This is a genomic window from Arthrobacter senegalensis, from assembly GCF_059091765.1.
The window spans coordinates 89,182-115,807 of the sequence record NZ_JBNHGZ010000001.1 but is presented as its reverse complement, the minus strand read 5'-3'; the positions used below and the strand labels follow the sequence as shown (position 1 = coordinate 115,807).

Annotated in this window: 23 protein-coding genes; 12 read left to right on the top strand and 11 right to left on the bottom strand. The window is 69.4% G+C overall.

Annotation, left to right across the window (positions count from 1 at the left end):
- Window positions 1-3: 3 nt before the first annotated feature.
- Window positions 4-594, top strand: coding sequence for a 16S rRNA (guanine(966)-N(2))-methyltransferase RsmD (rsmD, locus tag AC5RVG_RS00550; protein ID WP_494012335.1), 591 nt, complete (start codon window positions 4-6; stop codon window positions 592-594).
- Here rsmD and AC5RVG_RS00545 read toward each other — a convergent pair.
- Both AC5RVG_RS00545 and AC5RVG_RS00540 read right to left on the bottom strand, forming a co-directional pair.
- The gene (locus AC5RVG_RS00545) at window positions 577-1,347 is read right to left on the bottom strand and encodes a spermidine synthase (RefSeq protein WP_494012334.1); all 771 of its coding nucleotides are present in this window, start codon (window positions 1,345-1,347) and stop codon (window positions 577-579) included. The genes rsmD and AC5RVG_RS00545 overlap by 18 nt on opposite strands.
- Window positions 1,348-1,350: 3 nt before the next feature.
- Window positions 1,351-2,592 (bottom strand): aminotransferase class I/II-fold pyridoxal phosphate-dependent enzyme, encoded by a 1,242-nt coding sequence (locus tag AC5RVG_RS00540; RefSeq protein ID WP_494012333.1) that lies wholly within the window; start codon window positions 2,590-2,592, stop codon window positions 1,351-1,353.
- A gap of 63 nt (window positions 2,593-2,655) precedes the next feature.
- Here AC5RVG_RS00540 and coaD point away from each other — a divergent pair, with 63 nt between their 5' ends.
- From coaD to mutM, 6 genes are all read left to right on the top strand, one after another.
- The gene (coaD, locus tag AC5RVG_RS00535) at window positions 2,656-3,138 is read left to right on the top strand and encodes a pantetheine-phosphate adenylyltransferase (protein ID WP_493999999.1); all 483 of its coding nucleotides are present in this window, start codon (window positions 2,656-2,658) and stop codon (window positions 3,136-3,138) included.
- A gap of 58 nt (window positions 3,139-3,196) precedes the next feature.
- Window positions 3,197-4,129: a UTP--glucose-1-phosphate uridylyltransferase GalU gene (gene galU, locus AC5RVG_RS00530; RefSeq protein WP_494012332.1), complete on the top strand. Its 933-nt coding sequence runs from the start codon at window positions 3,197-3,199 to the stop codon at window positions 4,127-4,129.
- 119 nt (window positions 4,130-4,248) lie between these two features.
- A complete protein-coding gene (locus AC5RVG_RS00525; RefSeq protein ID WP_494012331.1) occupies window positions 4,249-4,812 on the top strand; it encodes a YceD family protein in 564 nt (187 codons plus the stop codon).
- Window positions 4,813-4,814: 2 nt separating this feature from the next.
- Window positions 4,815-5,018: a 50S ribosomal protein L32 gene (gene rpmF / locus AC5RVG_RS00520; protein WP_127511582.1), complete on the top strand. Its 204-nt coding sequence runs from the start codon at window positions 4,815-4,817 to the stop codon at window positions 5,016-5,018.
- Between the two features lie 11 nt (window positions 5,019-5,029).
- On the top strand, window positions 5,030-5,749 hold the full coding sequence (gene rnc, locus AC5RVG_RS00515; RefSeq protein WP_493999996.1) for a ribonuclease III: 720 nt from the start codon (window positions 5,030-5,032) through the stop codon (window positions 5,747-5,749).
- Window positions 5,742-6,737, top strand: coding sequence for a bifunctional DNA-formamidopyrimidine glycosylase/DNA-(apurinic or apyrimidinic site) lyase (mutM, locus tag AC5RVG_RS00510; RefSeq protein ID WP_494012330.1), 996 nt, complete (start codon window positions 5,742-5,744; stop codon window positions 6,735-6,737). The genes rnc and mutM overlap by 8 nt, the downstream gene beginning before the upstream one ends.
- A gap of 4 nt (window positions 6,738-6,741) precedes the next feature.
- Here mutM and AC5RVG_RS00505 read toward each other — a convergent pair whose 3' ends face one another.
- From AC5RVG_RS00505 to AC5RVG_RS00480, 6 genes are all read right to left on the bottom strand, one after another.
- Window positions 6,742-7,557 (bottom strand): serine hydrolase domain-containing protein, encoded by an 816-nt coding sequence (locus AC5RVG_RS00505; protein ID WP_494012329.1) that lies wholly within the window; start codon window positions 7,555-7,557, stop codon window positions 6,742-6,744.
- Between the two features lie 9 nt (window positions 7,558-7,566).
- On the bottom strand, window positions 7,567-8,532 hold the full coding sequence (locus AC5RVG_RS00500) for an NAD-dependent epimerase/dehydratase family protein (RefSeq protein WP_494012983.1): 966 nt from the start codon (window positions 8,530-8,532) through the stop codon (window positions 7,567-7,569).
- 44 nt (window positions 8,533-8,576) lie between these two features.
- Complete coding sequence (locus AC5RVG_RS00495; protein ID WP_494012328.1) at window positions 8,577-11,219, bottom strand: alpha/beta fold hydrolase; 2,643 nt, start codon at window positions 11,217-11,219, stop codon at window positions 8,577-8,579.
- A complete protein-coding gene (locus tag AC5RVG_RS00490) occupies window positions 11,213-12,238 on the bottom strand; it encodes a 3-oxoacyl-ACP synthase III (RefSeq protein ID WP_493999991.1) in 1,026 nt (341 codons plus the stop codon). Before AC5RVG_RS00490 ends, AC5RVG_RS00495 begins: the two co-directional genes overlap by 7 nt.
- A 179-nt stretch (window positions 12,239-12,417) precedes the next feature.
- Complete coding sequence (locus tag AC5RVG_RS00485; protein WP_494012327.1) at window positions 12,418-13,764, bottom strand: hypothetical protein; 1,347 nt, start codon at window positions 13,762-13,764, stop codon at window positions 12,418-12,420.
- 155 nt (window positions 13,765-13,919) lie between these two features.
- Window positions 13,920-14,930, bottom strand: coding sequence for a glycosyltransferase (locus tag AC5RVG_RS00480; RefSeq protein WP_494012326.1), 1,011 nt, complete (start codon window positions 14,928-14,930; stop codon window positions 13,920-13,922).
- A 215-nt stretch (window positions 14,931-15,145) separates the two neighbouring features.
- On the opposite strand from AC5RVG_RS00480, the gene smc reads away from it, so the two are divergent.
- From smc to AC5RVG_RS00465, 3 genes are read left to right on the top strand one after another with little or no spacing between them, the layout of a single operon-like run.
- Window positions 15,146-18,757 (top strand): chromosome segregation protein SMC, encoded by a 3,612-nt coding sequence (smc, locus tag AC5RVG_RS00475; RefSeq protein WP_494012325.1) that lies wholly within the window; start codon window positions 15,146-15,148, stop codon window positions 18,755-18,757.
- Window positions 18,758-18,774: 17 nt separating this feature from the next.
- Entirely contained in the window at window positions 18,775-19,551 is a 777-nt protein-coding gene (locus AC5RVG_RS00470) for an alpha/beta fold hydrolase (RefSeq protein WP_494012324.1), read from the top strand.
- Window positions 19,548-20,249 (top strand): esterase/lipase family protein, encoded by a 702-nt coding sequence (locus tag AC5RVG_RS00465; RefSeq protein WP_494012323.1) that lies wholly within the window; start codon window positions 19,548-19,550, stop codon window positions 20,247-20,249. The genes AC5RVG_RS00470 and AC5RVG_RS00465 overlap by 4 nt, the downstream gene beginning before the upstream one ends.
- A gap of 24 nt (window positions 20,250-20,273) precedes the next feature.
- Here AC5RVG_RS00465 and AC5RVG_RS00460 read toward each other — a convergent pair whose 3' ends face one another.
- Window positions 20,274-20,723: a hypothetical protein gene (locus tag AC5RVG_RS00460; protein ID WP_493999985.1), complete on the bottom strand. Its 450-nt coding sequence runs from the start codon at window positions 20,721-20,723 to the stop codon at window positions 20,274-20,276.
- Between the two features lie 383 nt (window positions 20,724-21,106).
- Between AC5RVG_RS00460 and AC5RVG_RS00455 the strand changes: the two genes are divergently transcribed.
- Window positions 21,107-22,090: a PfkB family carbohydrate kinase gene (locus AC5RVG_RS00455; RefSeq protein WP_494012322.1), complete on the top strand. Its 984-nt coding sequence runs from the start codon at window positions 21,107-21,109 to the stop codon at window positions 22,088-22,090.
- Window positions 22,087-22,869 (top strand): 5'/3'-nucleotidase SurE, encoded by a 783-nt coding sequence (gene surE, locus AC5RVG_RS00450; RefSeq protein ID WP_494012321.1) that lies wholly within the window; start codon window positions 22,087-22,089, stop codon window positions 22,867-22,869. The genes AC5RVG_RS00455 and surE overlap by 4 nt, the downstream gene beginning before the upstream one ends.
- 91 nt (window positions 22,870-22,960) lie before the next feature.
- Here the strand turns inward: surE and AC5RVG_RS00445 are convergent, their stop codons facing one another.
- Window positions 22,961-24,997 carry a CocE/NonD family hydrolase gene (locus AC5RVG_RS00445; protein ID WP_494012320.1) on the bottom strand — a complete coding sequence of 679 codons (2,037 nt, stop codon included), beginning with the start codon at window positions 24,995-24,997 and terminating at the stop codon, window positions 22,961-22,963.
- A 196-nt stretch (window positions 24,998-25,193) separates the two neighbouring features.
- On the bottom strand, window positions 25,194-26,489 hold the full coding sequence (locus AC5RVG_RS00440; RefSeq protein ID WP_494012319.1) for an ATP-grasp domain-containing protein: 1,296 nt from the start codon (window positions 26,487-26,489) through the stop codon (window positions 25,194-25,196).
- Window positions 26,490-26,626: the final 137 nt, after the last annotated feature.

The following is a 26,626-nucleotide window of genomic DNA, read 5'->3' as shown; positions in this document are numbered from 1 at the left end:
CCGGTGAGCCGCATCGTGGCCGGCGTGGCCGGGGGACTGGCCCTGGCCAGCGTGCCCGGGGAGAACACCCGGCCGACGACGGACCGGGTCAAGGAGGCGTTGTTTTCCCGGCTGGAGTCCTACGATGTCGTGGCCGGCGCCCGGGTACTCGACCTTTTCGCCGGCTCCGGGGCTCTGGGAGTCGAGACCGCCAGCCGCGGCGCCGCCACGGTGGACCTGGTCGAAGCGGCCGACAAAGCCGCGGGGGTCTGCCGCCGCAACGCCGAGCTGGTTAACGGCAAACTGGGCCGGAAGACGGCCACGGTGCACCGGATGAAGGCGGAACGGTTCCTCAAGGACCTTCCGCCGGGACACCATTGGGACCTGGTGCTGATGGACCCGCCGTACCCGCTGGCCGAGGACGCGCTCGCCGGCATCCTCGCCTCCTTGTCCGGATTCCTCGCCGACGGCGCCGTCGTCGTCGTCGAACGCTCTTCGCGGTCACCCGAACCGGAATGGCCCGAAGGCCTCGTCCGGTTCGCCGTCCGGAAGTACGGCGAGACGCGTCTCTGGTTCGCCGAACCCGCCGTGGACCAGTCAGCTGCGGGCGAATGAATCGAGCTCCGGGCCGCTGAGGACCGCCGCCGGGTGCGGGCCCGCCGCCAGCAGGGCGGCCGACCATTCCGGCGGCCACAAACCGCCGCGGGCGGCCAGGACGATGTTGCCCGCCCTCCGGCTGCCGAACATGCCGGCCTCGCCCAACGCCGCCACCGAACCGGCGACGGACGCGAGCTCGGCGATCTGCCGCTTGGCGAACGCCAGCGGCGGGTCGTCTCCGACGTTGACCAGCAGCACCCCGTCCGGTTCCAAAGCCTCCAGCATCTCCGCGTAGAAGTCCGCCGTGGTCAGGTGCTCCGGGGCGTCGTCGCCGGCGAAAACATCCAGCACGATCACATCGAAGGTGCCCTCGATGTCCCCGAAGGCCAGTTCATGCCGGGCATCGCCGAAGTGGACCGTCAGGTCCGTGCCGTCGGGCATGGGAAGGTGCTCGAGGACGAAGTCCAGCAGCTCCCGCTCCAGCTCGACGGCGACCTGCCGGGAACCGGGCCGGGTGGCCTGCACGTACCGGGCCAGCGTCAGGGCGCCGGCGCCCAGGTGGAGGCAACGCAGCGGGACCCCTGCCGGGCCCGCCAGGTCGACGACGTTGGCGATCCGGCGCAGGTATTCGTAGAACACGTCGCCGGGATGACGCAGGTTGACGTGCGATTGCTCGGCGCCGCCAATGCTCAGGACGTAGGATCCCGGTACCCGGTCGTCCTTGTCGATGCCGGCGTGGAGGCCGGTGCCGCGCAGGTAGCGTTCGGCCACGGCTCAGATCCTGTCCGGCAGGGAGGCGAGGCGTTGCGCGGCGTCCTGCAGGACCTCGGTCCGCTTGCAGAACGCGAAGCGCAGCAGCGAGCGGGTCCGCTCGGCGCCGTCGGGGTGGCAGAAGACCGGCACCGGGATGGCGGCCACGCCGATCAGCCCGGGCATCCGGCGGGCCAGGTCGAGTGCGTCGGTGATACCCAGCGGTGCCGTGTCCACGTTGACGAAGTAGGTGCCCTGCGGCGTGAAGACATCGAAGCCGGCCTGCCGCAATCCGTCGCTGAGCAGGTCCCGCTTGGCCTTCAGGCCGGCGGCGATCCCGCCGTAGAACGAGTCCGGCAGCCCCAGCCCCGCCGCCACCGCATCCTGGAACGGTGCGCCCGAGCTGTACGTGAGGAATTGCTTGACCGTGCGGACGGCTGCTACGAGGTCCGCCGGGCCGGAGAGCCAGCCGACCTTCCAACCGGTGAACGAAAACGTCTTGCCGGCCGACGAAATGGTGAGCGTCCGCTCGGCGGCTCCCGGCAGGGTGGCGATGGGGATGTGGGGTGCATCGAAGGTCAGATGCTCGTAGACCTCGTCGGTGACGATCAGCGCGTCGTAGCGCTCAGCCAGCTCGACGATGCGCAACAGGGCCTCGCGGGAGAAAACGCTGCCCATCGGATTGTGCGGGTTGTTGACCAGGACGATGCGGGTGCGCTCCGAAAAGGCCGCTTCGAGTGAGTCGAGGTCCGGCTGGAAATCGGGGGCGAGGAGCGGGGCCGTGGTGTGCCGGGCTCCGGCCAGGCCGATGATCGCCCCGTACGCGTCATAGAAGGGCTCGAACGTCAGCACGTCGTCGCCCGGTCCGCTCAGGGCCAACAACGTCGCTGCCAGCGCCTCGGTCGCTCCGGTCGTGACGATGATCTCGGTTTCCGGGTCCGGTGACAGGCCGTAGAACCGCTGCTGGTGGGCGGCAACGGCGCTGCGCAGCGTGAGTGTTCCCTTGCCCGGCGCATACTGGTTGGCTCCGCCGCGGATGGCGTCAATGGCGGCGGCGGCGATTTCCGCCGGGCCGTCCTCGTCGGGAAACCCCTGCCCCAGATTGATGGCGCCGGTCCGCGCGGCAAGGGTCGTCATCTCCTCGAAAATGGTGAGGCCGAGGCCTCCGTCGTCGCCGAGGAGGTTCGATCCGGCCGCGGTCCGCTGCCACGGCGCCGGAACGCCGGCCCGCCGGCCGTGAACGAGTTGCCGCATAGCTGTGCTCATGACTCCCAGTATTACCACCGAAGCGTGGTGCACCGCCCGCCCGGATCGACTAGATTCGACTCTATGCGCCGTGCCGTCTGCCCAGGATCCTATGACCCGCTCCACAAAGGCCACGTGGAAATCATTGCCCGTGCCGCCAGCATGTACGACGAGGTCATCGTCGCCGTCTCGACAAACTATGCCAAGAAATACCGTTTCAGCCTGGACGAGCGGCTGACCATGGCCCGCGAGACGCTCTCCTACCTCCGCGGCGTGAGCGTTGAAGCGATGGGTGAAGGCCTGCTGGCCGAATACTGCCGCAGCCACGGCGCCGGCGTCATCGTCAAGGGCCTGCGCTCGTCGCAGGACTACCACTACGAGCTGCCGATGGCCCACATGAACCGGCATCTGGCCGGCATCGAGACGGTTTTCCTCGCCGCGGAGAGCAGCTACACGCACCTGTCGTCGACCTTGATCAAGGAGATTGCCTCGCTGGGCGGGGACATCTCGGAGTTCGTGCCGAAGGCCGTACTCGCCGGTTTCCGCGCCGCGGAGCAGCCCCGGTAGCCCGGCCCGGATCGCTTCCGGCGGTTGCGGCGGAGCCCGCGTTTGCTAACGTTTGACCATGCCTCAAGCTCAATCCGTACGAAAAGCCGTTCTGCCCGCCGCCGGGCTGGGGACCAGGTTCCTGCCGGCCACCAAGGCCATGCCGAAGGAAATGCTGCCCGTCGTCGACAAGCCGGCCATCCAATATGTCGTCGAAGAAGCGACGCGCGCCGGCCTGGACGACGTGCTGATGATCACCGGGCGCAACAAGCGTTCCCTGGAGGACCACTTCGACCGGGTCCCGTTTATCGAGCAAACCCTGGAGGACAAGGGCGACGCCGACAAGCTGGCCGCGGTCCGGGAATCTTCCCAGCTGGCCGACATTCACTACCTGCGCCAGGGCGACCCCAAGGGGCTCGGCCACGCCGTTCTCTGCGCCAGGCAGCATGTGGGCAACGAGCCCTTCGCCGTCTTGCTGGGCGATGACCTGATCGACGAGCGCGACGAACTGCTCACGGAGATGATCGCGGTCCAGCAGGCGACCGGCGGCTCCGTCATTGCCCTGATGGAGGTCGATCCGGAAGCGATCAGCGCCTACGGGTGCGCGGACATCAGCCGCATCGACGGCGCGGCGCACGTGAAGGTGAACGGCCTGGTGGAGAAGCCCGACGCCGCCGAGGCGCCGTCGAACCTGGCCGTGATCGGACGTTATGTCCTGCACCCCGCGGTCTTCGACGTCCTGGAGGAGACCCCGCCGGGCCGCGGCGGAGAAATACAGCTGACGGACGCGCTGCAGGTGCTGGCCGGCTCCGAGGAGGCCGGCGGCGGTGTTTATGCCGTGGTCTTCAAGGGGCGCCGCTACGACACCGGCGACAAGCTCAGCTATCTCAAGGCCGTCGTCTCCCTGGCCACGGAGCGCGAGGACCTGGGACCCGAGCTGCGTTCCTGGATCGTCGACCTGGCATCACAGATCCAGGCCGAGAGGCCGTTGGAGCCCGCCGGACGGGACTGACACCCCCGCAGCGCCGCCGGTTTGGGCCCGCGGGAGATCCGGGCTAAGATGATACGTCGGTCGTATGTTCTTTAGGAGTTCTCAGTACTGTGGTCTTGAACCATGATCAAAGTTCGGCCTTGACCCTTGCGGTCAAGGACCTCGGGCGCAGCCCGGGCACCATGCGGACTCTTGAAGAACGTATCGCTGCGCCGAAGGATTTCGGGGCAGCACTCATTGGCGTTCAGGAAGGCTCCGACATGGAGCTGGACCTGAAGCTTGAGGCCGTGCACGAGGGAATCCTGGTTTCCGGCACCGTTTCCGTGGCAGTCACGGGCGAGTGCGGGCGTTGCCTGGATCCCATCGCGTACGACCTCGACGTCAATGTGCAGGAACTCTTCTACTACGAGGAAGCTGAACTCCTCGAGGAAGAAGAACAGGACGAACAGCGGCGGGTTGAGCGCGATCTGATCGATCTCGAACCGGCGCTGCGGGACGCAGTGGTGACCGCCCTGCCGTTCCAGCCGGTGTGCCGGGAAGACTGCCAAGGCTTGTGCCCGGAATGCGGGATGCGCCTTGAAGAGGATCCGGGTCACCACCATGAGGTCGTGGATCCTCGCTGGGCAGCCCTTGCCGGGTTGGCCGGTACGGCCGCCGACGAGGCGCCCGAAAGTAAAGAGTCAGACGAGAGAGAAGAGAGTTAGCCGTGGCTGTTCCCAAGCGGAAGATGTCCCGCTCGAATACGCGCGCACGCCGGTCCCAGTGGAAGGCCACTGCGCCCAACCTGGTCAAGACCGTTGAGAACGGCCGTGTCACCTACAGCCTGCCGCACCAGGCCAAGGTTGTCACCGACTCGGCAGGCACCGCGCTGTTCCTTGAGTACAAGGGCCGCAAGGTAGCCGACGCGTAACAACGTCCGGCATGCCTTCAACTGAAGAGCTTTTGGAGCGTCTCGGCGTTGATATCGACGCCGAGACGCTCCGTCTTGCTTTAACCCACCGTTCCTACGCCTACGAGCACGGCGGACTGCCGACCAACGAGCGCCTGGAATTCCTCGGCGACTCGATCCTGGGCTTTTCCGTGACCGACGCGCTGTACCGGGACAACCCGGACCTGCCCGAGGGCGAACTGGCCAAGCGGCGCTCCGCCGTCGTCTCCACCCGGGCGCTGGCCGGCATCGCGCGCAGCCTGGACGTCGGCCGGCATGTGCTGCTCGGGCAGGGCGAAAAGCTCACCAACGGGGCCGACAAGTCCTCCATCCTGGCCGACACGATGGAGGCCCTCTTCGGCGCCGCCTACCTGTGCCAGGGCATCGAAACGGCGCGCCAGCTGGTGATGCGCCTCGTCGGGCCGCTCCTGGCGGACGCCGACGCCCTGGGCGCGGGCACAGACTGGAAGACCAGCATCCAGGAGCTGGCCGCCGCCCGGAAGATGGGCACCGTGACCTACCGGGTGGACGGATCGGGCCCGGACCACGCCCGGACCTTCGTGGCCACGCTGCTGATCGGCACCACCGAATACGGCCGCGGCACCGGACATTCCAAGAAGGAAGCCGAGCAGGAAGCGGCCGCCACCACGTGGCGGGCGCTGCGTGCCTCGCTGCCCGTATCGGTGACGGAGACCGCCGACTCCGATGCCTGAACTGCCTGAGGTGGAGGTTGTCCGCCGCGGGCTCGCCCAGTGGGTCCGCGGGCGGACGATCACCGGAGTGGACGTCCTGGACGAGCGTTCCATCCGGCGCCACGCCCTCGGAGCCGACGACCTGCGCGGCAACCTCATCGGCGCCCACGTGGCCGACGTCGCCCGGCGCGGGAAATTCCTCTGGATGCCGCTGCTGGAGACCACGCCGGACCCTTCGCCGCACCCCGGCGCCGTTAACGCCGTGCCCGACGAGCCCAAACTCGCCCTGATGGCGCACCTCGGCATGAGCGGCCAACTGCTGGTCGAAGACAGCGGGCAGCCCGACGAGAAGCACCTGAAGGTCCGGTTGACGCTCAGTCCGGCCGGCGAACCCGACGGCCCGCCGATGCCGGCCGAGCTGCGGTTCGTGGACCAGCGGATATTCGGCGGCATGTTCCTGGCCGACCTGATGCCCACTCCCGACGGCCATGCCGGCGGGATGTCCGAGACCGGCCTGCCGCTGATCCCGGTCGAGGCCGCCCACATCGCCCGCGACCCGCTCGACCCCGCCTTCTCCTTCGAGGCGTTCTACCAGCGCCTGCGTGCCCGCAAGACCGGCATCAAGCGCGCCATCCTGGACCAGGCACTGGTCTCCGGCATCGGCAACATCTACGCCGACGAAGCCCTCTGGGCCGCGCAGTTGCACTACGCCCGCCCGACCGACACCCTGCGCCGCAAGGAAGCGGAGCGGCTGCTCAGCGCGTGCCGGGACGTCATGAGCAGGGCGCTCGAGGCCGGGGGCACCAGCTTCGATTCCCTCTACGTGAACGTCAACGGCGCCTCCGGATACTTCGAACGGTCACTGAACGCCTACGGCCGGGAGGGCGGGCCCTGCCACCGCTGCAGCGCCCTGGGCCTGTCCACGAAGATCCGCCGGGACACCTTCATGAACCGGTCGTCCTACACCTGCCCGGCCTGCCAGCCGAGGCCCCGGAACGGCCGCTGGTAACGGGCTACCTTCCCAGCTCCGCCAGCACCGCGTCCGTGTAATCGGGCCACGCGTCTGCGGCCCAGGGCCCGAAGTCGCGGTCGGTGAGCGCGATGCAGGCGGCGCCGGCCTCCGGATCCACCCAGAGGAAGGTGCCGGACTGGCCGAAGTGGCCGAACGTTTTCGGCGAGCTCTTGCTGCCGGTCCAGTGCGGCTCCTTGTGGCCGCGGATCTCGAAACCCAGGCCCCAGTCGTTGTTCTGCTGGCGGCCGAACCCCGGCAGCACACCCGCCAGCCCCGGGTAGGCCACCTGCGTCGCCTCCTGCACCGTGGCGGCGGCCAGCAGCGACGGCCGCTGCAGTTCCGCTGCGAAACGGGACAGGTCGGCGGACGTGGAGGTCGCCCCGGCCGCGGGGGAGCCGTCCAGGCTGGTGTCCTTCATGCCGAGGGGAACGAGCACGCCCTCGCGCAGGTAGTCCGCGAACGCCATGCCCGCCGCGGCCTCAAGCGTCTCGCCGAGCACCTCGAAGCCGGCGTTGGAGTAGAGCCGCCGGTCGCCGGGGGAGAACCGCACGGTGCGGTCGCCGAAGTCGTAGCCGGCGCTGTGCGCCAGCAGGTGGCGGACGGTGGCGCCGTCGGCGCCCGCCGCCTGGTCCAGTTCCAGCGCGCCTTCCTCGACGGCCAGCAGCACCGCATAGGCGCTGAGCAGCTTGGTCACGGACGCCAGCGGGAAGCGCCGCTGCTGGTCGCCATGGGAGGCAACGACGGCGCCGTCGGCCGCGACGACGGCGGTGGCCGCGTTGTCCACCGGCCAGGAATCGATCAGCTTCACGCTTTCCAATGCTTGCTCCTACCTCGTCGTTCCGCCGTAGTGGGCTGCCAACCGTCGCAGCCCTTCTTCGATGCTGACCTCGGGCACCCAGTCCAGCACCTCGCGGGTGCGGCGCTGGTCGAACCAGTGCGCGGTCGACAGCTGCTCGGCGAGGAAGCGCGTCATGGGCGGTTCGTCGCGGACCAGCCCGCGCGCTCCGGCGGCCGTCCAGGCCCGTTCGATAACCGAACCGGCGCCGCGGGCCAGCCAGCCGGGAACCGACCAAACGGGCGCCATCACGCCGGCGGCCCGGCAGATGCCGGCGATCAGTTCGCCTACCGGCCGGGGCTGGCCGTTGGTGACCACCAGGGCTTGGCCGTGCGCCTGGTCCATCCGTTCGAGCGCACGGACAATGGCTGCCGCGGCGTTGTCGATATAGGTGGTGTCGATCAGCGCGGCGCCGTTGTCCAGCAGCGGCAGCCGGCCGGCCCTGGCCCGCGCAATGACGCGTACCACCAGCTGGGTGTCGCCGGGGCCCCAGACGATGTGGGGGCGCACGGCCGCGACCCGGAAGCCGGGGGAGTCCGCGGCCAGCGCGAGCAGCTCGGCGGCGGCCTTGGACCGGGCGTAGTTGCCGCGGGCACGGTCCGGGTCCGCCGTCCCCGCGCCGGCGCCGGCGATGGCCTCGCCGACATGGGCGACCGAGGGGGAGGACACGAACACCACGTCGCGCACGCCCGCCGACCTCGCCGCGTCCAGCAGCGTGCGCGTGCCGTCGATGTTGGTGGCCACGAACTCGCTCCACTGGCCGGTGAACGAAACTTTCGCCGCCAGGTGGATCACGGCGTCGACTCCCTCGACGGCCCGGGCGACGGCGCCGGCGTCCGTCAGCGAACCGAGGACGGTCCCGACGGCGGAGCCCACGCCGGCGGCGGGGCGGCGCTGGAAGGTGCGGACGCCGTGGCCCTCCGCCAGCAGCAGCCGGGCCACGGCGGCGCCGAGCATCCCGCTGGCACCCGTGACGAGGACGGTCCGGGTTTCGGCGGCGCTCACGGTGCGGTGATCCGTCCGCCGGCCAGCGCCTTGCCGGCCCACACGGCCAGCCCGGCGCGGTCGATCTTGGAGTTGTGCCGGATGTCGGTGGGCAGCTCGGGCAGCACCAGGACGGCGGCCAGCTCCAGACCCGTGGCGCGGGCGACGGCGGTGCGCACCTCGGCGCCGAGGGCGTACGGCGCGGTGTCCGGCTTCGAGGACGGCGGCGCGGTCTCCAGCACCGCGACCGGGACCTGGGCGCCCGCGGGACCGACGCCGACGACGGCGGCAAGCCGGACGCCGTCGTGCGTTTCCGCGGCCTGCTCGGCGGCCACCGGGGTGGCGACGCCGTTCGCCGTCGTGATGATGTGCGCCAGCCGGCCCTCGACCCACAGGCGCCCGTGGGCGTCGAGATGGCCCACATCGCCGGTGCGGTGCCAGCCGGGCACGGACGCGCTGTGCCGTTGCGTGATCCAGAGCCGGTCGTACCGGTCCTTGACGTGCGGGGCGCTCACGAGGATCTCCCCGGTGACGTTGGGGTCGGTCGTCGGCAGTTCCGCCACGCTGCCGTCCGGGGCCACCGCAGCGATGGCCACCGTGGCCCCCGCCACCGGGGTGCCGACGCAGACGCCGTTTCCGAAACCGGCCGCGCGGATTTCCGCCAGGCTGATGTCCGTCACCGGCAGCGCTTCGGTCATGCCGTAGGGGGTGTGCAGCTGGGCGGACGGCATCAGCGACTGCACCTTGGCCAGCAGCGGCTCGGGGATCGGCGCGCCGGCCGAGAGCAGCAGCTTCACGTCGGCCAGGGCCACCCTGTGTTCGTCCGTGAGGCCGTCGGCGGTGGCGAGCACGTTCGCGAGGGCGGCCGGCGAGGCGAAGACGGCGGTGGCGCTGACCGCCGCGGCAGCATCGGCCAGGGCCGCGGCGGTGAGCGTCTTGGGCGCAGTGACGTCCATGTCCGGGGTCACCGAGGTGGCCCCCAGCGCCGGGCCCAGCAGGGCGAACGGCGCGAAGCCGGCCACCAGCGAGGTGCCGGCTTCCAGCCCGTAGGTCTCCTTAAGGGTGTCCCGCATGGCGGCCAGCCGGCGGTGCGTATAGACGACGCCCTTGGCCGGCCCGGTGGAGCCGGAGGTGAAGAGGACGGCGGCGTCGTCGTCGGGCTTGGGGGCGGTGCGCCCGGCGCGGCCGCCGCCCGGGCCAGCCGCAGCAGCGGCGGCGGATTCGAGCAGTTCGGGCACGGTGTAAGCGACTCCGTAGAGCCGGCGCTTGGCCCCGCCCATTTCGGTCACGCTGATCCGCTCGCCCGGCCAGTCGAACAGCCGCGCGGCCGCGAAGGCACGTTCGATGCCGATGATGAACCGGGGGCCGGCCCCCTCGATGGCGCGGCTCAGGCCGGCGGGTCCCAGCCCGGCGTCCGCCACCACGATAACGGCGCCGAGCTTCAGGCAGGCGTAGATCAGGCTGGTCAGTTCGATGCCGGGCGGCACCAGCAGGTTGACGCGGTCGCCTGCTTTCACGCCGATCCCGGCCAGGCCGTCGGCGAGCAGGTCCACCTGGCCGGCGAGCTCGGCCCAGGACAGCGTCCGCTTTCCTGCCGCCGCGGCGCCCAGCGGGGCCATGTCGACGACGGCGGGGGAGTCGTCGGTCCGGCGTTCGTCCAGTTCGGCGAGCATGGAGCGGAAGGGGGCCGCAACCCGCGGCCCTTGGGCGGCGGCCGCGTGCCCGCAGCCGGACACGGCGGCGTCGAGCCAGGTGAACACGGGGCCGGCGATGTCGCGGTCTTCGGGGAGCAGGTGTCCGGCGCCTTCGAAGCGGTGCACATCGGCCTGCGGCAGCCGGTCCAGCAGGTCGCGCAGGTAGCGGTCGGAGAACACCGGATCCCTGGGGCCCCACAGGATCAGCGCCGGAACGTCCAGGCTGCGGATGCCCTCGGCCACCCCGTTCAGCGCGTCCCAGCTGGGCGCGGCCTCGTCGGCCGGGATGTCGGCCACGAAGTTGCCCACCCCGGTGCGGCGGGCCGCGTGCCGGTACGGGGCCATGAACGCGGCCCTGACGTCCTTCGCCAACGGAGGATGCGCCAAGGCGTGCGTGACGCGCAGGAAGGCGGCCGACGTCGTCGTTCCCCAGCGATGCACGGCGGGGTGCAGCGCCAGTTTGAGCGGGGCGGGCAGCCCGAACCCGGCGGGGTGGACGGCGGTGTTGGTCAGGACGACGCCGGCGAGCTGGTCGCGGTGCCGGGTGGCCCAGCCCAGCGAGATCACGCCGCCCCAGTCGTGTCCGACGGTGACGACGGGGCCGGTGATGCCCAGTTCTGCGGTCAGGTCGCCCAGGTCGGTGATCCGGTCCTCGAGCCTGCGGAAGCTTCCGGTGCGTTCGGAGAAGCCCATGTCCAGCTGGTCGACGGCGACCACGCGCCACGGGGCCGCGGCGTCACCGGCGGCGGCCAGCAGGCTGCGCCACAGGTAGGACCAGGTGGGGTTGCCGTGCACGCACAGCAGGGTGCCGGCTGGTTCGATGCCGCGTTCGGCCAACTGCGGGCCGTTGTCCAGGAGGTGCCAGGTGTGGGCGCTGCCGGCCTGGTCTACAGCGGCGGTGGAGCGAACGCGGACGCGGCGGGACCAGGCCGGGTCGACGCCGGGCCAGAGGGGGGTGTCTACCACGCAATCTCCATCATGGTGGTGTTCAGGCCGGAGCCCACGCCCATGCAGAGCACGCGGTCGCCGGTGCCCAGGGTCTGGGCCTCCTGGGCGAGGGTCATCGGCAGCGAGGCCGGCCCCACGTTGCCCCACTTCGGGAAGGTGATCGGCACACGCTCGCGGACCAGGTTGACGGCCTTGATGATCGCGTTGGTATACGAGGTGGAGACCTGGTGCGTGACGTACCGGTCCATGGCGGTCCAGTTCCAGCCGTCGCGGTGGGCCTCGTGCCAGGCGTTGACCACCAGTTCCAGCCCGTTCTCCAGCAGGCCCTTGGTGTCCGTGAACATGCCGGCCGGCCCGCCGACGCACAGCTCGTGGTGTTCGGTGCCCGCGCGGGAGACGCCGCCGAGGATCCGGTGCGAGCCGGGGTGGGCGTCGGCGGGGCCGATCACGGCCGCGGCGGCCCCGGACCCCAGGGTCAGCGTGGCGAATTCGCGCAGGTAGTCGGCGCGGGTGGAATCCGGGTGGTTCAGCCGCTCGAAGGTGGTTTCCTGGGTCGGCTGCGCGTCCTCGCCGGCGACGATCAGCGCGTACTTGATCTGCCCGGCATCGATCATGTTGGCGGCCAGCGTTATTCCGTTGACGAAGCCCAGGCAGGCGTTGGCCAGGTCGAAGTTCATGGCCGACGACGGCAGCCCCAGCCCGTGGTGGATCTTCACCGCGACGGACGGCTCAAGGTTCTTGCGGGTGACGGAGGTGTTGATCAGCAGGCCGATCTGGCCCGGCTCCACGCCGGCCTCGGCGAGGGCCTTGGCGCCGGCTTCGATGGCGGCGTCGTCGAATGATGAACCGGGCGACCACCAGCGGCGTTCGGTCACGCCGGCAACACGTTCCAGCAGCTTCCGGGAGAGCTTCAGGCGCTTCAGGCTGGGTGCCAGCCGGTCGTCGAAGTCGGCGGAAGTGACGGCTACCGGGGCCTCCACGCTCGAGACGGCCAGCAGCGCCGTGTTGTCATGTCGAAACGTCGCGTTACCGATCAATATCCAGCCTTTATTCGTCTTCGGGGACGTTCACCTGTACACGGAAAATCCCCCATTGGTACCCGAACTCTTAACTATGCACCCCGAACCAGCGTTCCGCACATGCAGAGAATGGCATGCGTGTGTGGTCATTGTCTCTCCGGCTGCCTTTGCCCGTGCCTCGGATCGCCTTGCAGACGTTACTCGGGGGCCCCGGAGCGTGATTCGAGGGGGCGTTCGGATCCACCTGGATGCGGGCTGGAATCTTTTGGAATTCCCTTGTTGTTTAAGCGGCGGTCCGCCAGAAAGAGCACCCCTGCAAGTGTGCAGGCGACGGCGGGCCAATAGCTGTAGCGGTAGTCGGCTGCCGGCACAATGGGGAAGTACCCCACCAGGTAGAGGAGCGCCGACCAGCCCAGGGCCGCGACCTGCGGCCGCAGGTGCCGTGTCTTGGGGAGGGCCACGATCAGCGCTATCGAGGCGGCGAGCCAAAACCAGGCTTTAAAAAACCAGGGAAAAGTCTTCAGGCCGAACTCAACCACGTAGTCGTAGAGGATGTTGTCCGCCTTCGACGGCTCCACGCGGTACTCAGCGGGGACAACCTCTGCGCCGGTACCGACGAATTCCAGCTTGCTGGTGAAGAGGAACCGGGCGTACGTCTCGGCGCGGTAGTACAGGTAGCGGGCCGGATGCGTCACCACTTCATCAATCCACAGGTCCCGGACCTCCGACTGATAAGCGATCGGTTCAAAGGATTTGCCGGTTGCCCCACGGCCGTAGCACTTCCAATAGGCATCCCAAATAGCTTCTTCGGCCCGGCATTTTTCGCCCGCGGCAAGCAGTTTGTCTTCCAGTTCCTGGGGGATATCCGCGTCCCTTATCTCTTCGGCGGGCACGGTGAAGATGATGTCGTCGAGGAAGACTTGGGATAGCTGGCCGGTGGGTTTGGGCTGGAATGCGGCGTTGAACGCCGCGCCCGTGCCCAGTATCAACACCAGGAACGTCGCGGCGGCCACGACATATCCGCCCCGCACGCGTCGCCGGTTGGCTGTCAGCCGCCTGCGCCGCTTGGGGGATGCGTTCCGCCAGGCCCGGTAGAGGAGGAAGACGAGGGGAAGGATCGCAAAGAACGCGTTTTTCCGGACCATCCCTCCGTACAGCAGGAACAACAGCGACAGGGCGAGCAACGGATACCGGAGCCTCGGGAAGCGCTCGGCGAGCAGGATGAGGACGGTGCCGCTGAAGAACGCGATCATCATGTGCACGTCCTTCCACAACACGCCCAGGAACGTGATGGTGAACGGCAGCAACGGAATCGCGAGGGCGAGCGAGGACATGAGCCGGCTGCGGGTGAGATCGTGAAGATAGATGGCCAAGAGCAGCGCGGCACTGAACGTCACCGCGACCTGCACCAGCACCAGCGAGCCGACGTCGCCGGTCAGCCTGTACAAACCTGTCCAGCCGACGGTCATGACGGCGGGGTGCCAGTCGTCCAGCGGAATCAGGCCGAGAACCTGCTTGAGCTGATGGGCGGAATCATTCGTCATCCGCCCGGGGTGGTTCGCCACCCACAGAAAAGCCGTGGCCAGGAAAGCGGAGGCGCCCAAGACTGTAAGCCACCCGTAGTCCGCCGCAGTCCAAGCGGTGCGCACACCCCTCGGGCCGCCGGCCCGGGCACGGGGGGAACGTGCCGATGCATCGCTCACGTGTTCGTCCCGTCCAGACGCGCGTGGGCCGGGTCCGCCCACGCCCCGCCTGCATCCTGCCGGTGCTGCGGCGGCTCCAGGCGCAGGTATGCCAGGCGCGCTGCTTCATGCCGTCCCCGCTTAAGGCCGTCGAGGATGATGCCGATACAACCCACCAGTACCGCCAGGCCCATCACGGCAGCAGCCAGGATCGCCGTCGGGAAGCGGGGCACCAGGCCGGTCTGGAAGAACTCGACGACCACGGGCACCCCCAACCCCAGCGAAGCCAGTGCCAGCACCGCGGCGATGATGCCGTGGAAGAGGGCCGGCCGTTCATGGCGGACGAGCTCGAAGATGAGGGACAGGATTTTGAAGCCGTCCGAATAGGTATTGAGCTTGCTTTCGCTCCCCTCGGGCCGTTGGCGGAATCCGACCTCGACCTCGGCCTGCGGCAGCCGCAGTGACGTGACGTGCACCGTGAATTCGGTCTCGATTTCGAATTCCTTGGACACGGCGGGGAATGACTTAACGAAGCGGCGCGAAAAGACGCGATATCCCGACAACATGTCCGAAACCTGGGATCGGAAGAGGACGCTGACGACCCGGTTGAACATCCGGTTCCCCATGGCGTGCCCCGGGCGGTACGACCCGGTTTCCGACGTGTCGGCACGAACGCCGAGCACATGATCGTAGGGTCCGTCCAACAGGGCGTCGATCAGGCGTGGCAGGTCCGCTGCCTCGTACGTGTCGTCGCCGTCGATCGTGACGTAGATATCGGCGTCAATATCGGCAAACGCCCGCCGGATGACGTTGCCCTTGCCCTTGCGCGTTTCCGTCCGGACGATGGCGCCGGCGGCCCGCGCCAGCTCGGCGGTCCGGTCGGAACTGTTGTTGTCGTAGACATAGACCGTTATCCCCGGGACGGCGAGCTCCAGATCCCGGATGACGGTGGCGACTGTCTGTTCTTCGTTGTGGCAGGGGACAATGGCGGCAATGCGCTGCCCTGGATGACGGGCTGGATCTGACACTGGCGAAAGCACTCCTCACCGGACGTGGACTGGCCTTCAGGGTAGTTCTCCGTGGCCCTTACACAAGGTTGCCACCCCGCCCGCCGGGATGCGCGCACCTGCACACGCCGGCCGCTCCACACGTTTGTCCACCGCGACAAGCCCGTCGTGCCCGTGTATCCGCGGCGGACACGGTAGATTGAGGCAAGGAAAACGTCCGCCGCGGGAGACACAACGTGCATCTTAAATCTCTGACTGTGCGGGGCTTTAAGTCTTTTGCGTCGGCGACGACCTTCGACTTCGAGCCCGGCGTCACCGCCGTGGTCGGTCCGAACGGGTCGGGAAAGTCCAACGTGGTGGACGCCCTCGCCTGGGTGATGGGGGAGCAGGGCGCCAAGACGCTGCGCGGCGGCAAGATGGAGGACGTCATCTTCGCCGGCACGGCGGGCCGCCCGCCGCTGGGCCGGGCGCACGTGTCGCTGACCATCGACAATGCCGACGGCGCCCTGCCGATCGAATACTCCGAAGTCACCATCTCCCGCACCCTGTTCCGCACGGGCGGCTCCGAATACGCCATTAACGGCAGCAGCTGCCGGCTGCTGGACATCCAGGAACTGCTCTCGGACTCCGGGCTGGGCCGGGAGATGCACGTGATCGTCGGCCAGGGCCAGCTGGACAAGGTGCTGCACGCGACGCCGGAGGACCGCCGGGGCTTCGTGGAGGAAGCCGCCGGCATTCTCAAGCACCGGCGCCGCAAGGAAAAAACGGTGCGGAAGCTGGAGTCCATGCAGGCCAACCTGCAGCGGCTGACCGACCTCACCGGCGAGATCCGCCGGCAGCTGACGCCGCTGGGCAAGCAGGCCGAGGTGGCCCGCCGGGCCCAGCAGGTCCAGTTCGAGGTCCGCGATGCCCGGGCCCGGCTGCTCGCCGACGAGCTGGTGGAGCTGAGCACCTCACTGGCCCAGGAAGTGGCGGACGAGGCCGCGCTGAAGACCCGGCAGGCCGAGGTGGAGAAGACCCTGGAGTCCGGGCGCCGGCGCCTGGCCGAGCTGGAGCGGCTGGCGGCCGAAGCCACCCCGGAGCTCAATGCCGCGCGCGAGCGCTGGTACCAGCTCTCGTCCACCCGCGAACGCTTCCGCGCCCTCGCCGGCCTGGCCAATGAACGACGGCGGCTGCTCGGCTCCGCGGACCGGGAACCGGAGGGCGGGCGGGACCCGGAGGTCCTGGAACAGCAGGCGGCCGAGGTCCGCGAGGAGCAGGCCGAGCTGGAGTTCGAGCTCGAGGACCGCCGGGCCGCCCTCGACGACGCGATCGAAGGCCGCGCCGCCGCCGAACGGGCTGCCGAGGACGAGGAAAAGCGGCTGACCGGCATCCTGCGCGCCGCCGCGGACCGGCGCGAGGGACTGGCCAGGCTGGCCGGCCAGGTGGGGGCAGCCAGGTCCCGGGTGGAGTCCGCCGAGGCCGAGCTGGGCCGGCTCCGCGCCTCGATCGGCGAGGGCGAGGAACGCCGGCGCCAGGCGCAGGCCGAATTCGCCGCGCTGGAGTCGCAGGTGGCCGGGGTGGAACAGGGCGAAGAGGGCCTGGACGCCGCGTACGAGGACGCCAGCGACGAGCTCGCCGTCATTGAGGCGGAGCTGGAGCAGCTGCGGGCCGACGAACGCGAGGCCGAACGCGAACGCGACGCCCTCGCCGCGCGCAAGGAGGCGCTGGAAGTCGGGCTGAACCGGCGGGACGGCAGCGAGCTGCTGCTGGCCTCCGGAACCGAGGGCGTGCTGGCCCCGCTGGCGGACCTGGTCACGGTGGAGCCCGGCTATGAGGCGGCGATTGCGGCAGCCTTGGGGCCGCTGGCCGAAGCCGTCGCCGTCGCGGACCCCGACGCCGCCGTCCGGGCGCTGGAACTGATGAAGGCCGACGACGCCGGCCAGGTGGACCTCCTCATCGCCGGCGCCCCGGTGCCGGCGGGCGGAAGCGCCGACGGCAGGGCGGAACTCCCGGACGGGGCGATCCCCGCGGCCGGCCTGGTCCAGGCCAAGCGGGGCGTCGAAGGAACGGTCCGCACGCTGCTGGGCTCCGCCGTCGTCGTGGCGGACCTCCCGATGGCGGCAGGGGTCATCGCGGCCGACCCGGCGCTGACCGCCGTCACCCGGGACGGGGATATTTTTACCGCCTGCTCGGCGCGCGGCGGGTCCGCCGGCGGCCCCAGCCTGCTGGAGGTCCAGGCAGCGGTGGACGAGACCATGCACAAGCTCGAAGCCGCCACGGCCCGGGCCGAGCGGGCCAAGTTCGCGATCGCCGGCGCCACCTCGCGCCGCGACGAGGCCAGGCTGCGGGCAGAGGCCGCCCTTGAGCAGCTGCACGAGTCCGACGCCCGGCTGGCCGCGGTCGCCGAACGCCTGGGGCAGCTGGGCTCGGCGCTGCGCTCCGCCACCGGGGAGAGCGAACGGCTGGCCAAACTGGTGCAGGCCGCCGAGGCCAACATCGTCACCGAACAGCAGAAGCTGGCCGACATCACCGCGCGGCTGGCCGCGGCACAGGCCGCCGAGGATGCCCCGGCCGACGCCGAACCGTCCACCGAACAGCGGGACGCGCTCGCCGCGGCGGCCGCCCGGGCACGCCAGGTCGAAATGGAGGCGCGGCTGGCGCTGCGCTCGGGCGAGGAACAGCTGACGGCCATCGGCAACCGGGCGGCCTCGCTGGAACGGGCCGCCGCCACCGAACGGCACGCCCGGGCGCAGGCCGCCGAGCGCGCCCGCAAGCGCCGGCTCCAGGCCGCCAAGGCCGCCGCCGTCGCACAGGGCGCCCGGGAGGCACTGGCCTGGCTGGACGTCTCGGTGGACCTCGCCGAGCGGGAACGGGACGAGGCCGAAGAGGTGCGCGCGGCGTGGGAGGCGGAGCTGTCCACGGTCCGCTCGTCGACCGACGCGCTCGCCGCCGAACTGCGCGAACTGACGGACACGGTGCACCGCGACGAGCTGGCACGGGCCCAGCAGCGGCTGAAGATCGAGGCCCTGCAGACCCGGTCCATCGAGGAGCTGGGCCTGACCCCCGACCACCTGATCGCCGAATACGGGCCGGACCAGCCGGTGCCGGTCGCCACCGCGGCGTCGAACGACAAGTGGGCCGCCCTGCGGGCGCCGGTGGACGAGGACGGCAACGCCGTCGCCGAGGGTGTCCCGTTCGTGCGCGAGGAGCAGCAGAAGCGGCTCAAGAAAGCGGAGCGCGACCTGGCCGCGTTGGGCAAGGTCAACCCGCTGGCGCTCGAGGAGTTCGCGGCGCTGGAGGAACGCCACCAGTTCCTGAGCACCCAGCTGGAGGACCTCAAGGCCACGCGCAAGGACCTGCTGGAGATCATCAAGGAAGTCGACGAGCGGGTGGAACAGGTCTTCACCGAGGCCTACCGCGACACCGCCGTGCAGTTCGAGCGCGTGTTCGGCCGGCTTTTCCCGGGCGGCGAGGGCCGGCTGGTGCTGACCGACCCGGAGGACATGCTCACCACGGGCATCGACGTGGAAGCCCGGCCCGCCGGCAAGAAAATCAAGCGCCTGTCCCTGCTCTCCGGCGGCGAGCGCTCGCTAACCGCGGTGGCCCTGTTGGTGGCGATCTTCAAGGCCCGGCCGTCCCCGTTCTATGTGATGGACGAGGTGGAAGCGGCGCTGGACGACACCAACCTGGGCCGGCTGATCACCATTTTCGAGGAGCTGCGCGAATCCAGCCAGCTGATCGTCATCACCCACCAGAAGCGCACCATGGAAGTGGCCGACGCGCTGTACGGTGTAACGATGCGCGGCGACGGCGTCACCACCGTCATCTCGCAGCGGCTGGAACACGCAAAGGCTCTGGTCGACTGAGCAGAAAGGCAGGCGAATTGGCGGGAATACCGGGCGAGACAGCCCAGATGCTGACCATCGACGGATGCGAGGTCCGCATCCGGACCGTCGGCTCCGGGCCCACGGTCTTCGTGCTGGTACACGGCATCGGCGTCTCCGGACGCTACTTCGAACCCCTCGCGGCCGAACTGGCACGGCACGGAACGGTACACCTGGTCGATCTGCCCGGACACGGCGGAACCGCCAAACCCGACCGGGCACTTTCGCTGGTGGACTTCGCCGGGCTGGTCGACGCGGCCATGGGCCGGCTGGACATCGGCCCCGCCGTGCTGGTGGGCCACTCGATGGGCTGCCAGATCGTCGTCGAGATGGCGCTGCACCACCCGCACACCGCCGCCGCGCTGGTGCTGCTGGCGCCGACGGCGAACCGCCGCGAGCGCACGGCCTGGCAGCACGGCCTCCGGCTGCTCCAGGACGGGTTCCGGGAACCGCTGACCGTGGACATGATCGAGGCCACCGACTACCTGCGCTGCGGGCCGCGCTGGTTCCTGAAGACACTGCCGGCCATGCTCGACCAAAAGCTGGAGCAGCGGATCGCCGGGGTGCAGGTGCCGGTGCGCATCGTCCGCGGCGACCGGGACCCGATCGTGCCGCTGGACTGGTGCCGCGAACTGGCCGATGCCTGCCCGGGCGCCACGGTGGACAGCATCCCCGGCGAGGCGCACGTGATGATGTTCCGTTCGCCCGGTCCGGTGGCCCGCCTGTGCCTGGCCACGGCCGGCTTCGACGATGCTGCCGTCATAGACCGGCAATGAACCGTCTGCTCCCTCGACTGCGGCTGGGCCGGGCCTGGCTGCTGGACTACGCCTACATCGGCCGCCGGCAGGTCCGCGGACTCTTCGACCGGACCGGCCCGGCGCGGTACCGGGAGGCCGGAACCCGCGCGGCGGACCCCGTCGTCGTACTTCCGGGCATCTACGAGTCCTGGAAGTTCATGCGCCCGCTGATCGAGCACGTCCACGGGCGCGGGCATCCGGTGCACGTGATCGAGCCGCTGGGCTTCAACGTGGGCAGCGTCGAACGGATGGCCGGGCTGGTCGCCGACTACCTGCGCGGGCAGGACCTGGACAACGTGACCATCATCGCGCACAGCAAGGGCGGACTGATCGGCAAATACGTGATGACGGGCGCGGAGTCCGGGGCGCGGGTGAAGCGCATGGTGGCGATCGGAACGCCGTTTTCCGGCTCCCGCTACGCGTCCTTCGCGGTGACGCCGATGGTCCGGGCGTTCGCGCCGAACAACCGCGTCCTGCGGCGGCTGCTGGCCAACCTGGCTGTCAACCACCGGATCGTGTCCGTCTACAGCGCCTTCGACCCGCACATTCCCGGCGGCTGCCGGCTCGAGGGCGCAACCAACATCCGGCTCGAGACCAGCGGGCACTTCACGATCATTGCCGAGGACCGCGTCCGGGACATCATCGACCGGGTGTTGGACGGCGCGACGCCGGAATAACCGGCCCGATGCAAGCTGCGGCGCCTAGTCGCCAGCGGAGGGCGGAGCGGTGACGACGGAAGCCTTGATATACGGCTTCCGATCCCATGGGGCAAGAACCGCGTCGTCCGGGCCGGTGCCGGTTTCGTCGTCCAGATACGGAAGATTGAGGACCGTATGGAGGATCCCGGTGATTCGAATTGGCTCTCCCGGCGACAGGTCGTCGAGGTCGGTGTCGTAAATGATCAGCAGCGGTTCAACGGCGGGGTCCGCCGGGTCTGCGATGGTGAAGGCTTCGGGCGCGACCACTTCTTCCACCGCCCCGGTCACAGTGACCGACTTTCCCTCGAGCGAGTCCAGCGTGTTGACGAAGCCGCGGTCGTAAGGCCCCTCATAGTCCGGCGCGCTGCAGCCGGCCAGTCCCAGGCCCAGCAGTGTGAGCAACGCGACGGCGGCAACGCGGGCTTTGCATGCTGCGGGAGTGGAGGCAGGCACTTCTTCTCTTCCTTTCAGCCCGTCGGCTCCCCGGGCCATCTGTCCGTGCACACCGGTGCTCCGGTGTGCCGGGACTTATCCGGTGCCGGAAGATTGCCGCGGGGACCGGCTCCGAGCCACCCTAACGGGAACCACGGGCGGACCGCTACCGCCCGAGCGCCCATTGTCCGTGCCCCGGTTGGGCGTTAGTGTCGAAACCAGAATCGACCCCTCCCGGGCTGCAGGCAAACGGCCGGGCGAAGCGCAGGTGCGCACGCCCGGGGCCAGGAGGCTGGGAGTGTGGTCGGCTACCGATGCGAGAGGGCAGCCGCCGAGCCGTGACGGCTGCCCCGGGGCAACAAAAAAGGAGGCAACATGGCTGGATCGTTCGAGGGAGGCACGCGATGGGCTCCGTAGTTATTTTCGCTCCCTCGCCCGTGCTCACCGTGACGGTGGAGGACGTCGAGGGCACCGCCGATATCCACCTGCACGCCGGTGGCCAGGGCGTCTGGCAGGCGCGGATGCTGACCGCACTCGGCGCGTCCGTCACGATGTGCGCGGCGTTCTCTGGCGAAGCCGGCGGCGTGATCCGGCATCTGATCGCCGACGAGGGGGTCAAGGTCCTCCCGGTAAAGGGCGAGGGCAGCAGCGCGGCGTACGTCCATGACCGGCGCGGCGGCGACCGGGAGGTCATCGCCGAGAGCCCCGGGGAAAAACTGACGCGGCATGAGCTCGACGAACTTTACGGCCTGACCCTGCAGGCCGGGATCGAGGCGGGCACGGCGATCCTCAGCGGCGCGGTCCGCGAAGACGCCGTACCGCACGACGTCTACCGGAGGCTTGCCGCCGACCTGCGCACCGCCGGCTGCCGGGTGATCACCGACCTCACCGGCGACCGGCTCACCGCCGCGCTCGCCGGAGGCGTAAGCGTGGCTAAAATCGCCGACGACGAACTGACCGAGAGCGGGCGGGCCGCCTCGGACGAACCCGAGGCGATCATTGAGGCGATGCGCGGCATGCACGACGAGGGGGCCGGCACGGTGATTGTCACCCGCGCGCACCTGCCGTCCCTGATGCTGCACGACGGCGCCCTGAGCGAGATCCGGGTCCCGGAGATGCAGAGCGTGGACACCCACGGGGCGGGAGACTCGCTGACCGCCGGGGTCGCGGCCACCTTGGCCGACGGCGGCACCATGCACGAGGCGGTGGTGCTGGGCACGGCCGCCGGCGCGCTGAACGTGACCCGCCACGGCCTGGGCACCGGGGAAGAGGGCGCCATCCGGAACCTGACCAAGCTGGTGACGGTCTCGCCGTACGACGGCGGCGGGAAGGCAACAGGCCGGAAAATCAGCCCCGACGAGTTGGCGCGGAAGGTTCAAGAACAATGAGCAAGCCGAAGATGGTCCTGATCACCAACGACGACGGCATCGACTCCCCGGGCCTGCACGCCCTGGCAGCGGGAGTCCTGGAGGCCGGCCTGAACGTGACGATCGCGGCGCCGGTTGCGGAAGCCAGCGGCAGCAGCGCGTCCATTACGGCCCGGGAGGACGAGGGCCGCATCCGGATCGAGCGGCGCACGTTGAAGGGCCTGGAGTCCGTGCCGGCGTTTGCCGTGCACGGCACGCCGGGCTTCATTGCCATGATCGCGCCGCACGGTGCCTTCGGGGACGGCCCGGACGTGGTGCTCTCCGGCGTGAACCGCGGCGCGAACGTGGGCCGGGTGATCCTGCACTCCGGCACGGTCGGCGCCGCGCTGACCGCGGGCGTGAACGGCGGCCGCGGGATGGCCGTGTCGCTGGACACCGGGCTGGAGCCGGAACAGCTGAACTGGAACACCGCGGCGCGGCTGGCGACCGGGCTGCTGCCGTACCTGATGGACCAGCAGACCGGAACCGTGCTGAACCTCAACGTGCCCAACGTGGACGGCACCCGGCTGCCCGAATACCGGTCCGCGACGCTGGCCGAATTCGGCATCGTGCAGACCACGCTGGCCGAACGCGGCGACGAGGACCTGCGCCTGGCCATCGCGGACAGCCAGGAGGAAGCCCCGCCGGAGAGCGATTTCGCGCTGCTGGCCGCCGGCTTCGCCACGGTCACCGGAATCCAGCCGGTCACCGAGAGCAAGATCCCGGAGCTGTCGGCCACCATGGCCAGGGTTCAGTGGTAATCGCGAAAACCCCATGAGGGAGGCCAGGGTCCGGATGGATCCTGGCCTCCCTTTTCTTAGTGCGCCGCCGGCTGCATGTCCAGCCCCCTGGTCAGACGAGCTGCCGGGGGATGCTGCGCTGCCAGTTCTGCGAGTAAACGCGGGGGTTGCCGCTTACCTCGTCCAGCTCGTACGCATCCAGCTGCGCGTTCACCACGAAGTCGGTCGGCGTCGACGTCAGCACCGTCCTGGTCTGCACCTCGACCCGCCAATCGCCGCGTTCGTAGCGGCGCACCGTCTGGGTTTCGCCGCGGACGGAGTTCACGTCGTTCCCGCGGGAGGTGTACCACTCATTGGTGACGCGCCGGATGTCGGTGCCCGTTTCGTCGATCCGGAACCGGCCCTGGTCGTTGATGATCTCCACCGTTGATGTGCCGGCCTCCAGGTCGCGGATCGTGCGCCAGTGGTGGTTGCCGGGGTTCAGCAGCGTGGTCTCCAGCTCCGGGGCGGTCTCCGGCTCCGCGAAGGGACGCAGTTCGCCGTCGTCCGCCCGCGGCTTGCGCACCGGAAGGTCGAGGGTGCCGCCGGCGAAGACGGTGACCGTCGCCGGTTCCGGCGACGGCCAGACCAGCGGCCAGTACGACGTCGACACCGAGAGCCGCAGACGGTGCCCGGCCGGGAACGACTGGGCCAGGCCGTTGAGCGGTATCTCGACCCGGTAGCGCTCGCCGGGTTCCAGCGGCTCCGGATGCTCGCTGCCGTCGCGGTGCGTCAGGTTGAGCAGGCCGTAGGTGACCCGCGTTGCCTCGCCGTTCGGTGCGACGTCGGAGAGCCGGACCACCAGCTGGGCGACCGGCTTGTCCGTGGCAACCTCGAAGGCGGCGACGGGGCGGCCGAAGACCTCCACGTCGCCCTCCAGCGGGTCGGTCTCGTAGACGAGCGCGCCGCCGTCCTCCTCGCGCTGGTCGGACGGCAGGTCCGGCAGCGCCGCGTAGGACGCCCACTTGCCGGCGAACATGCCGACGCTCAGCGGCGAAAGCAGGTCGACGCTGCCGCCGGGCTCCACCGGCGAGCCCTCCGGGAACAGCCCGTAGCGGCCCAGCTGCCACCGCTGGTTCTCGATGTTCGGCGACGGCCAGGACGGTTCGGCGACCCAGTGGCCGGGCCTGTCCTCATAGGACGGTTCGGGGGAGACCGCGTCCTGCATCCAGGCCCGGACCATCGGTTCCTCCATCAGGCCGGTGTCCTTGCCCTTCAGCCAGTGGTCCCACCAGCGCACCGTTTCCTGCAGGAACCCGATGGCCGGGCCGGGCACGCCCAGATGCGGGTACTTGTGCCCCCACGGTCCGATCAGTCCCTTGCGCGGTACCTCCAGGTTCTCCATCAGCCGGAAGATGGCGTTGGTGTAGCCGTCGGCCCAGCCGCCGACCGCCATGACCGGGATCTTGATCTGCGAATAGTCTTCGCAGACCGACGCCGGCTTCCAATAGTCGCCGCGGGTCTGGTGCTCCAGCCAGGTCTCCAGCCAGAGTCCGCTGCCGGAGAGCCGCTCGTGCCACATCTCGCGCCACTTCTCGCCGACGATTTCCGGGTCCGGCGGCAGGCTGTTAAACGCGAACATGACGGTGGCCTCGGAGAGGTTGTCCGCCAGCAGGCAGCCGCCCATGTAGTGCATGTTGTCCACGTACAGGTCGTCGGTGGCCGAGGCGCTGATGATCGCCTTCAGCGCCGGCGGCTGCCGGGCGGCCATCTGCAGGCTGTTGAATCCGCCCCAGGAGATGCCCATCATGCCCACGTTGCCGTCGCACCAGGGCTGGTCCGCCAGCCAGGCGATGACGTCTTCGGCGTCTTCGTGTTCCTGCGGCCGGTATTCGTCCACCAGCACGCCGTCGGAGTCGCCGCTGCCCCGCATGTCCACCCGGACGCTGACGTAGCCGTGGCCGGCCATGTAGGGGTGGTTCAGCTGGTCGCGGCCGCGCGAGTTGTCCCGCTTGCGGTAGGGGATGTACTCAAGGATGGCCGGCACCGGCCGATCCTCGGCATCGGTCGGCATCCAGATCCGCGCGGCCAGCCGGGCGCCGTCGCGCATGGGAATGAAGACATTTTCGATCGAACGGACGTCGTGCGGAAAGCTTTCAACAATGTTCATGCAGTGCTCATTGCTCCTTTCTGCCGCCGCCGCGGCGGCGGTTGGTGATCGCCTGCAGGGCGGCCGCGGGGGCAAGCCGCACGGGCTCCCACGACCCGGGGACCCGGGGAGACTCGCAGACCGCGGCGGCTCCAGGCGGCGTGACGGCGGCCGGAGGCGGGCGGGATGACGGGAGTCTGCCCGGGTCGGCACAGGCTTATCGGGAGGCGGCGGCGACGGGTTCGAACTCGAAGGGCAGCGCTTCCAAGGCGGCGTCGTAGCGCTGCACCAGCTGCTCCCGGTCGTCGGCGCCGAGATACAGGATGCCGATGACGTAGCGGTAGCTGTCCTGGTTGGGCAGTTCGGAGAGCCGGTCGCCCACATTCACCTGCGGCGTGAAGTTGGCGTGCGGGATCTGCTTTGCCAGCCGCGCCGTGTCCTGCTCGTCCGGCACGCGTGTCACGATGGCGTCCTCGTCGTGGAAGACCATGCACTGGGAAGCGACGGCAAATTCGCCCTTGCGGTGCGGCATGGACGGCTCGACGCCCAACGCGATATCGATGGCGACCTCGTGGTTGGAGACGCCGTCCACCTTCGCAAACAAGTCGCTGTGGGACTGGGAGATGCGGGTGTTGACCTCGATCAGCCAGAGCTGGTCCTCCGCCTCGTCCCACATGAACTCGGCATTGAAGCAGCCATTGTCGAAGCCCACATGGCGCAGGTACCGCTCGGACAGGTCGATCATGCGCTGCTGGACGGACTCCGGGACGCTGTTGGCGGGGTAGTCCAGCCGCTCGAAGCTGGTGCCGGCGGCGTCCTTGTGCATGTCGAACACGCCGTGGGCGTTGTATTTTCCGCGGAACATGGTTCCCTCGGGGGCGGCCTGGGTGCCGGTGACGAACTGTTCGGCCAGGCAGGTGTTGCCGCCGGCGTCCTGCAGTTCGGGCGGCAGGTCCACCATCTGCAGGACCTCGTTGAAGGCGTCGCCGACCTGCGCAATTTCCGCGCGGATCGCCCGGATGGCCTCGTCGAAGTCCTCCTCGTTGCGGATCTGGAACCCGAGGTTGGACGAGTGCGCCTTCACCGGCTTGACCCAGAAGGGGAACGGGATGTCGATCTGCTGCAGCGCATCGTCGTTGAACGGGTTGAAGGAAGCGAACTCCGGGACACACTCGGGGATGGATTCCCGCTGTTGCAGCCGGCTCCAGTACTTGTGCTCGCACTTGAGCACGCTCTCCAGGGAGGGAGCAGCGATCCCGTATTCCTTGGCCAGGATCGGCCCGATCACGCTGGTGGGGAAGTCCCAGTGGGAGACGATGGCGTCCACACTGCCGTCAAACTCGCGCAGTTGCTGCCGCGCCGCGTCCAGCAAGGCGGTGAAGTCGATGTCCTTCTCGCGGACCAGCCGGTCGTAGTCGAGCAGGCTGTGGAAGGTGTAGTTCTCGGCGCCGCGGACGGTCTGCAATTCGCCGGCTTGGAAATCGGTCAGTCCGAGGATAAATACGTTCTTCAAATTAGTGCCTCCCGTTCTTGGTGATGAACCTCATCGGCCGGTGCGAGGGGCGAAAGGTCATGGGGACGCGCTGGTTGATTGGTTGGGGGGACAACTTCGACACAACCATGCACCGGATAGGCCGTCAAGGCGGCATC

Coding starts and splice junctions, on each gene's coding strand:
- AC5RVG_RS00540 (WP_494012333.1), bottom strand. CDS start 2,592: ATGAGCACAGCTATGCGGCAACTCGTTCACGGCCGGCGGGCCGGCGTT.
- coaD (WP_493999999.1), top strand. CDS start 2,656: ATGCGCCGTGCCGTCTGCCCAGGATCCTATGACCCGCTCCACAAAGGC.
- galU (WP_494012332.1), top strand. CDS start 3,197: ATGCCTCAAGCTCAATCCGTACGAAAAGCCGTTCTGCCCGCCGCCGGG.
- rnc (WP_493999996.1), top strand. CDS start 5,030: ATGCCTTCAACTGAAGAGCTTTTGGAGCGTCTCGGCGTTGATATCGAC.
- mutM (WP_494012330.1), top strand. CDS start 5,742: ATGCCTGAACTGCCTGAGGTGGAGGTTGTCCGCCGCGGGCTCGCCCAG.
- AC5RVG_RS00500 (WP_494012983.1), bottom strand. CDS start 8,532: ATGCTCGGCGCCGCCGTGGCCCGGCTGCTGCTGGCGGAGGGCCACGGC.
- AC5RVG_RS00485 (WP_494012327.1), bottom strand. CDS start 13,764: ATGACGAATGATTCCGCCCATCAGCTCAAGCAGGTTCTCGGCCTGATT.
- AC5RVG_RS00465 (WP_494012323.1), top strand. CDS start 19,548: ATGAACCGTCTGCTCCCTCGACTGCGGCTGGGCCGGGCCTGGCTGCTG.
- AC5RVG_RS00455 (WP_494012322.1), top strand. CDS start 21,107: ATGGGCTCCGTAGTTATTTTCGCTCCCTCGCCCGTGCTCACCGTGACG.
- surE (WP_494012321.1), top strand. CDS start 22,087: ATGAGCAAGCCGAAGATGGTCCTGATCACCAACGACGACGGCATCGAC.
- AC5RVG_RS00445 (WP_494012320.1), bottom strand. CDS start 24,997: ATGAACATTGTTGAAAGCTTTCCGCACGACGTCCGTTCGATCGAAAAT.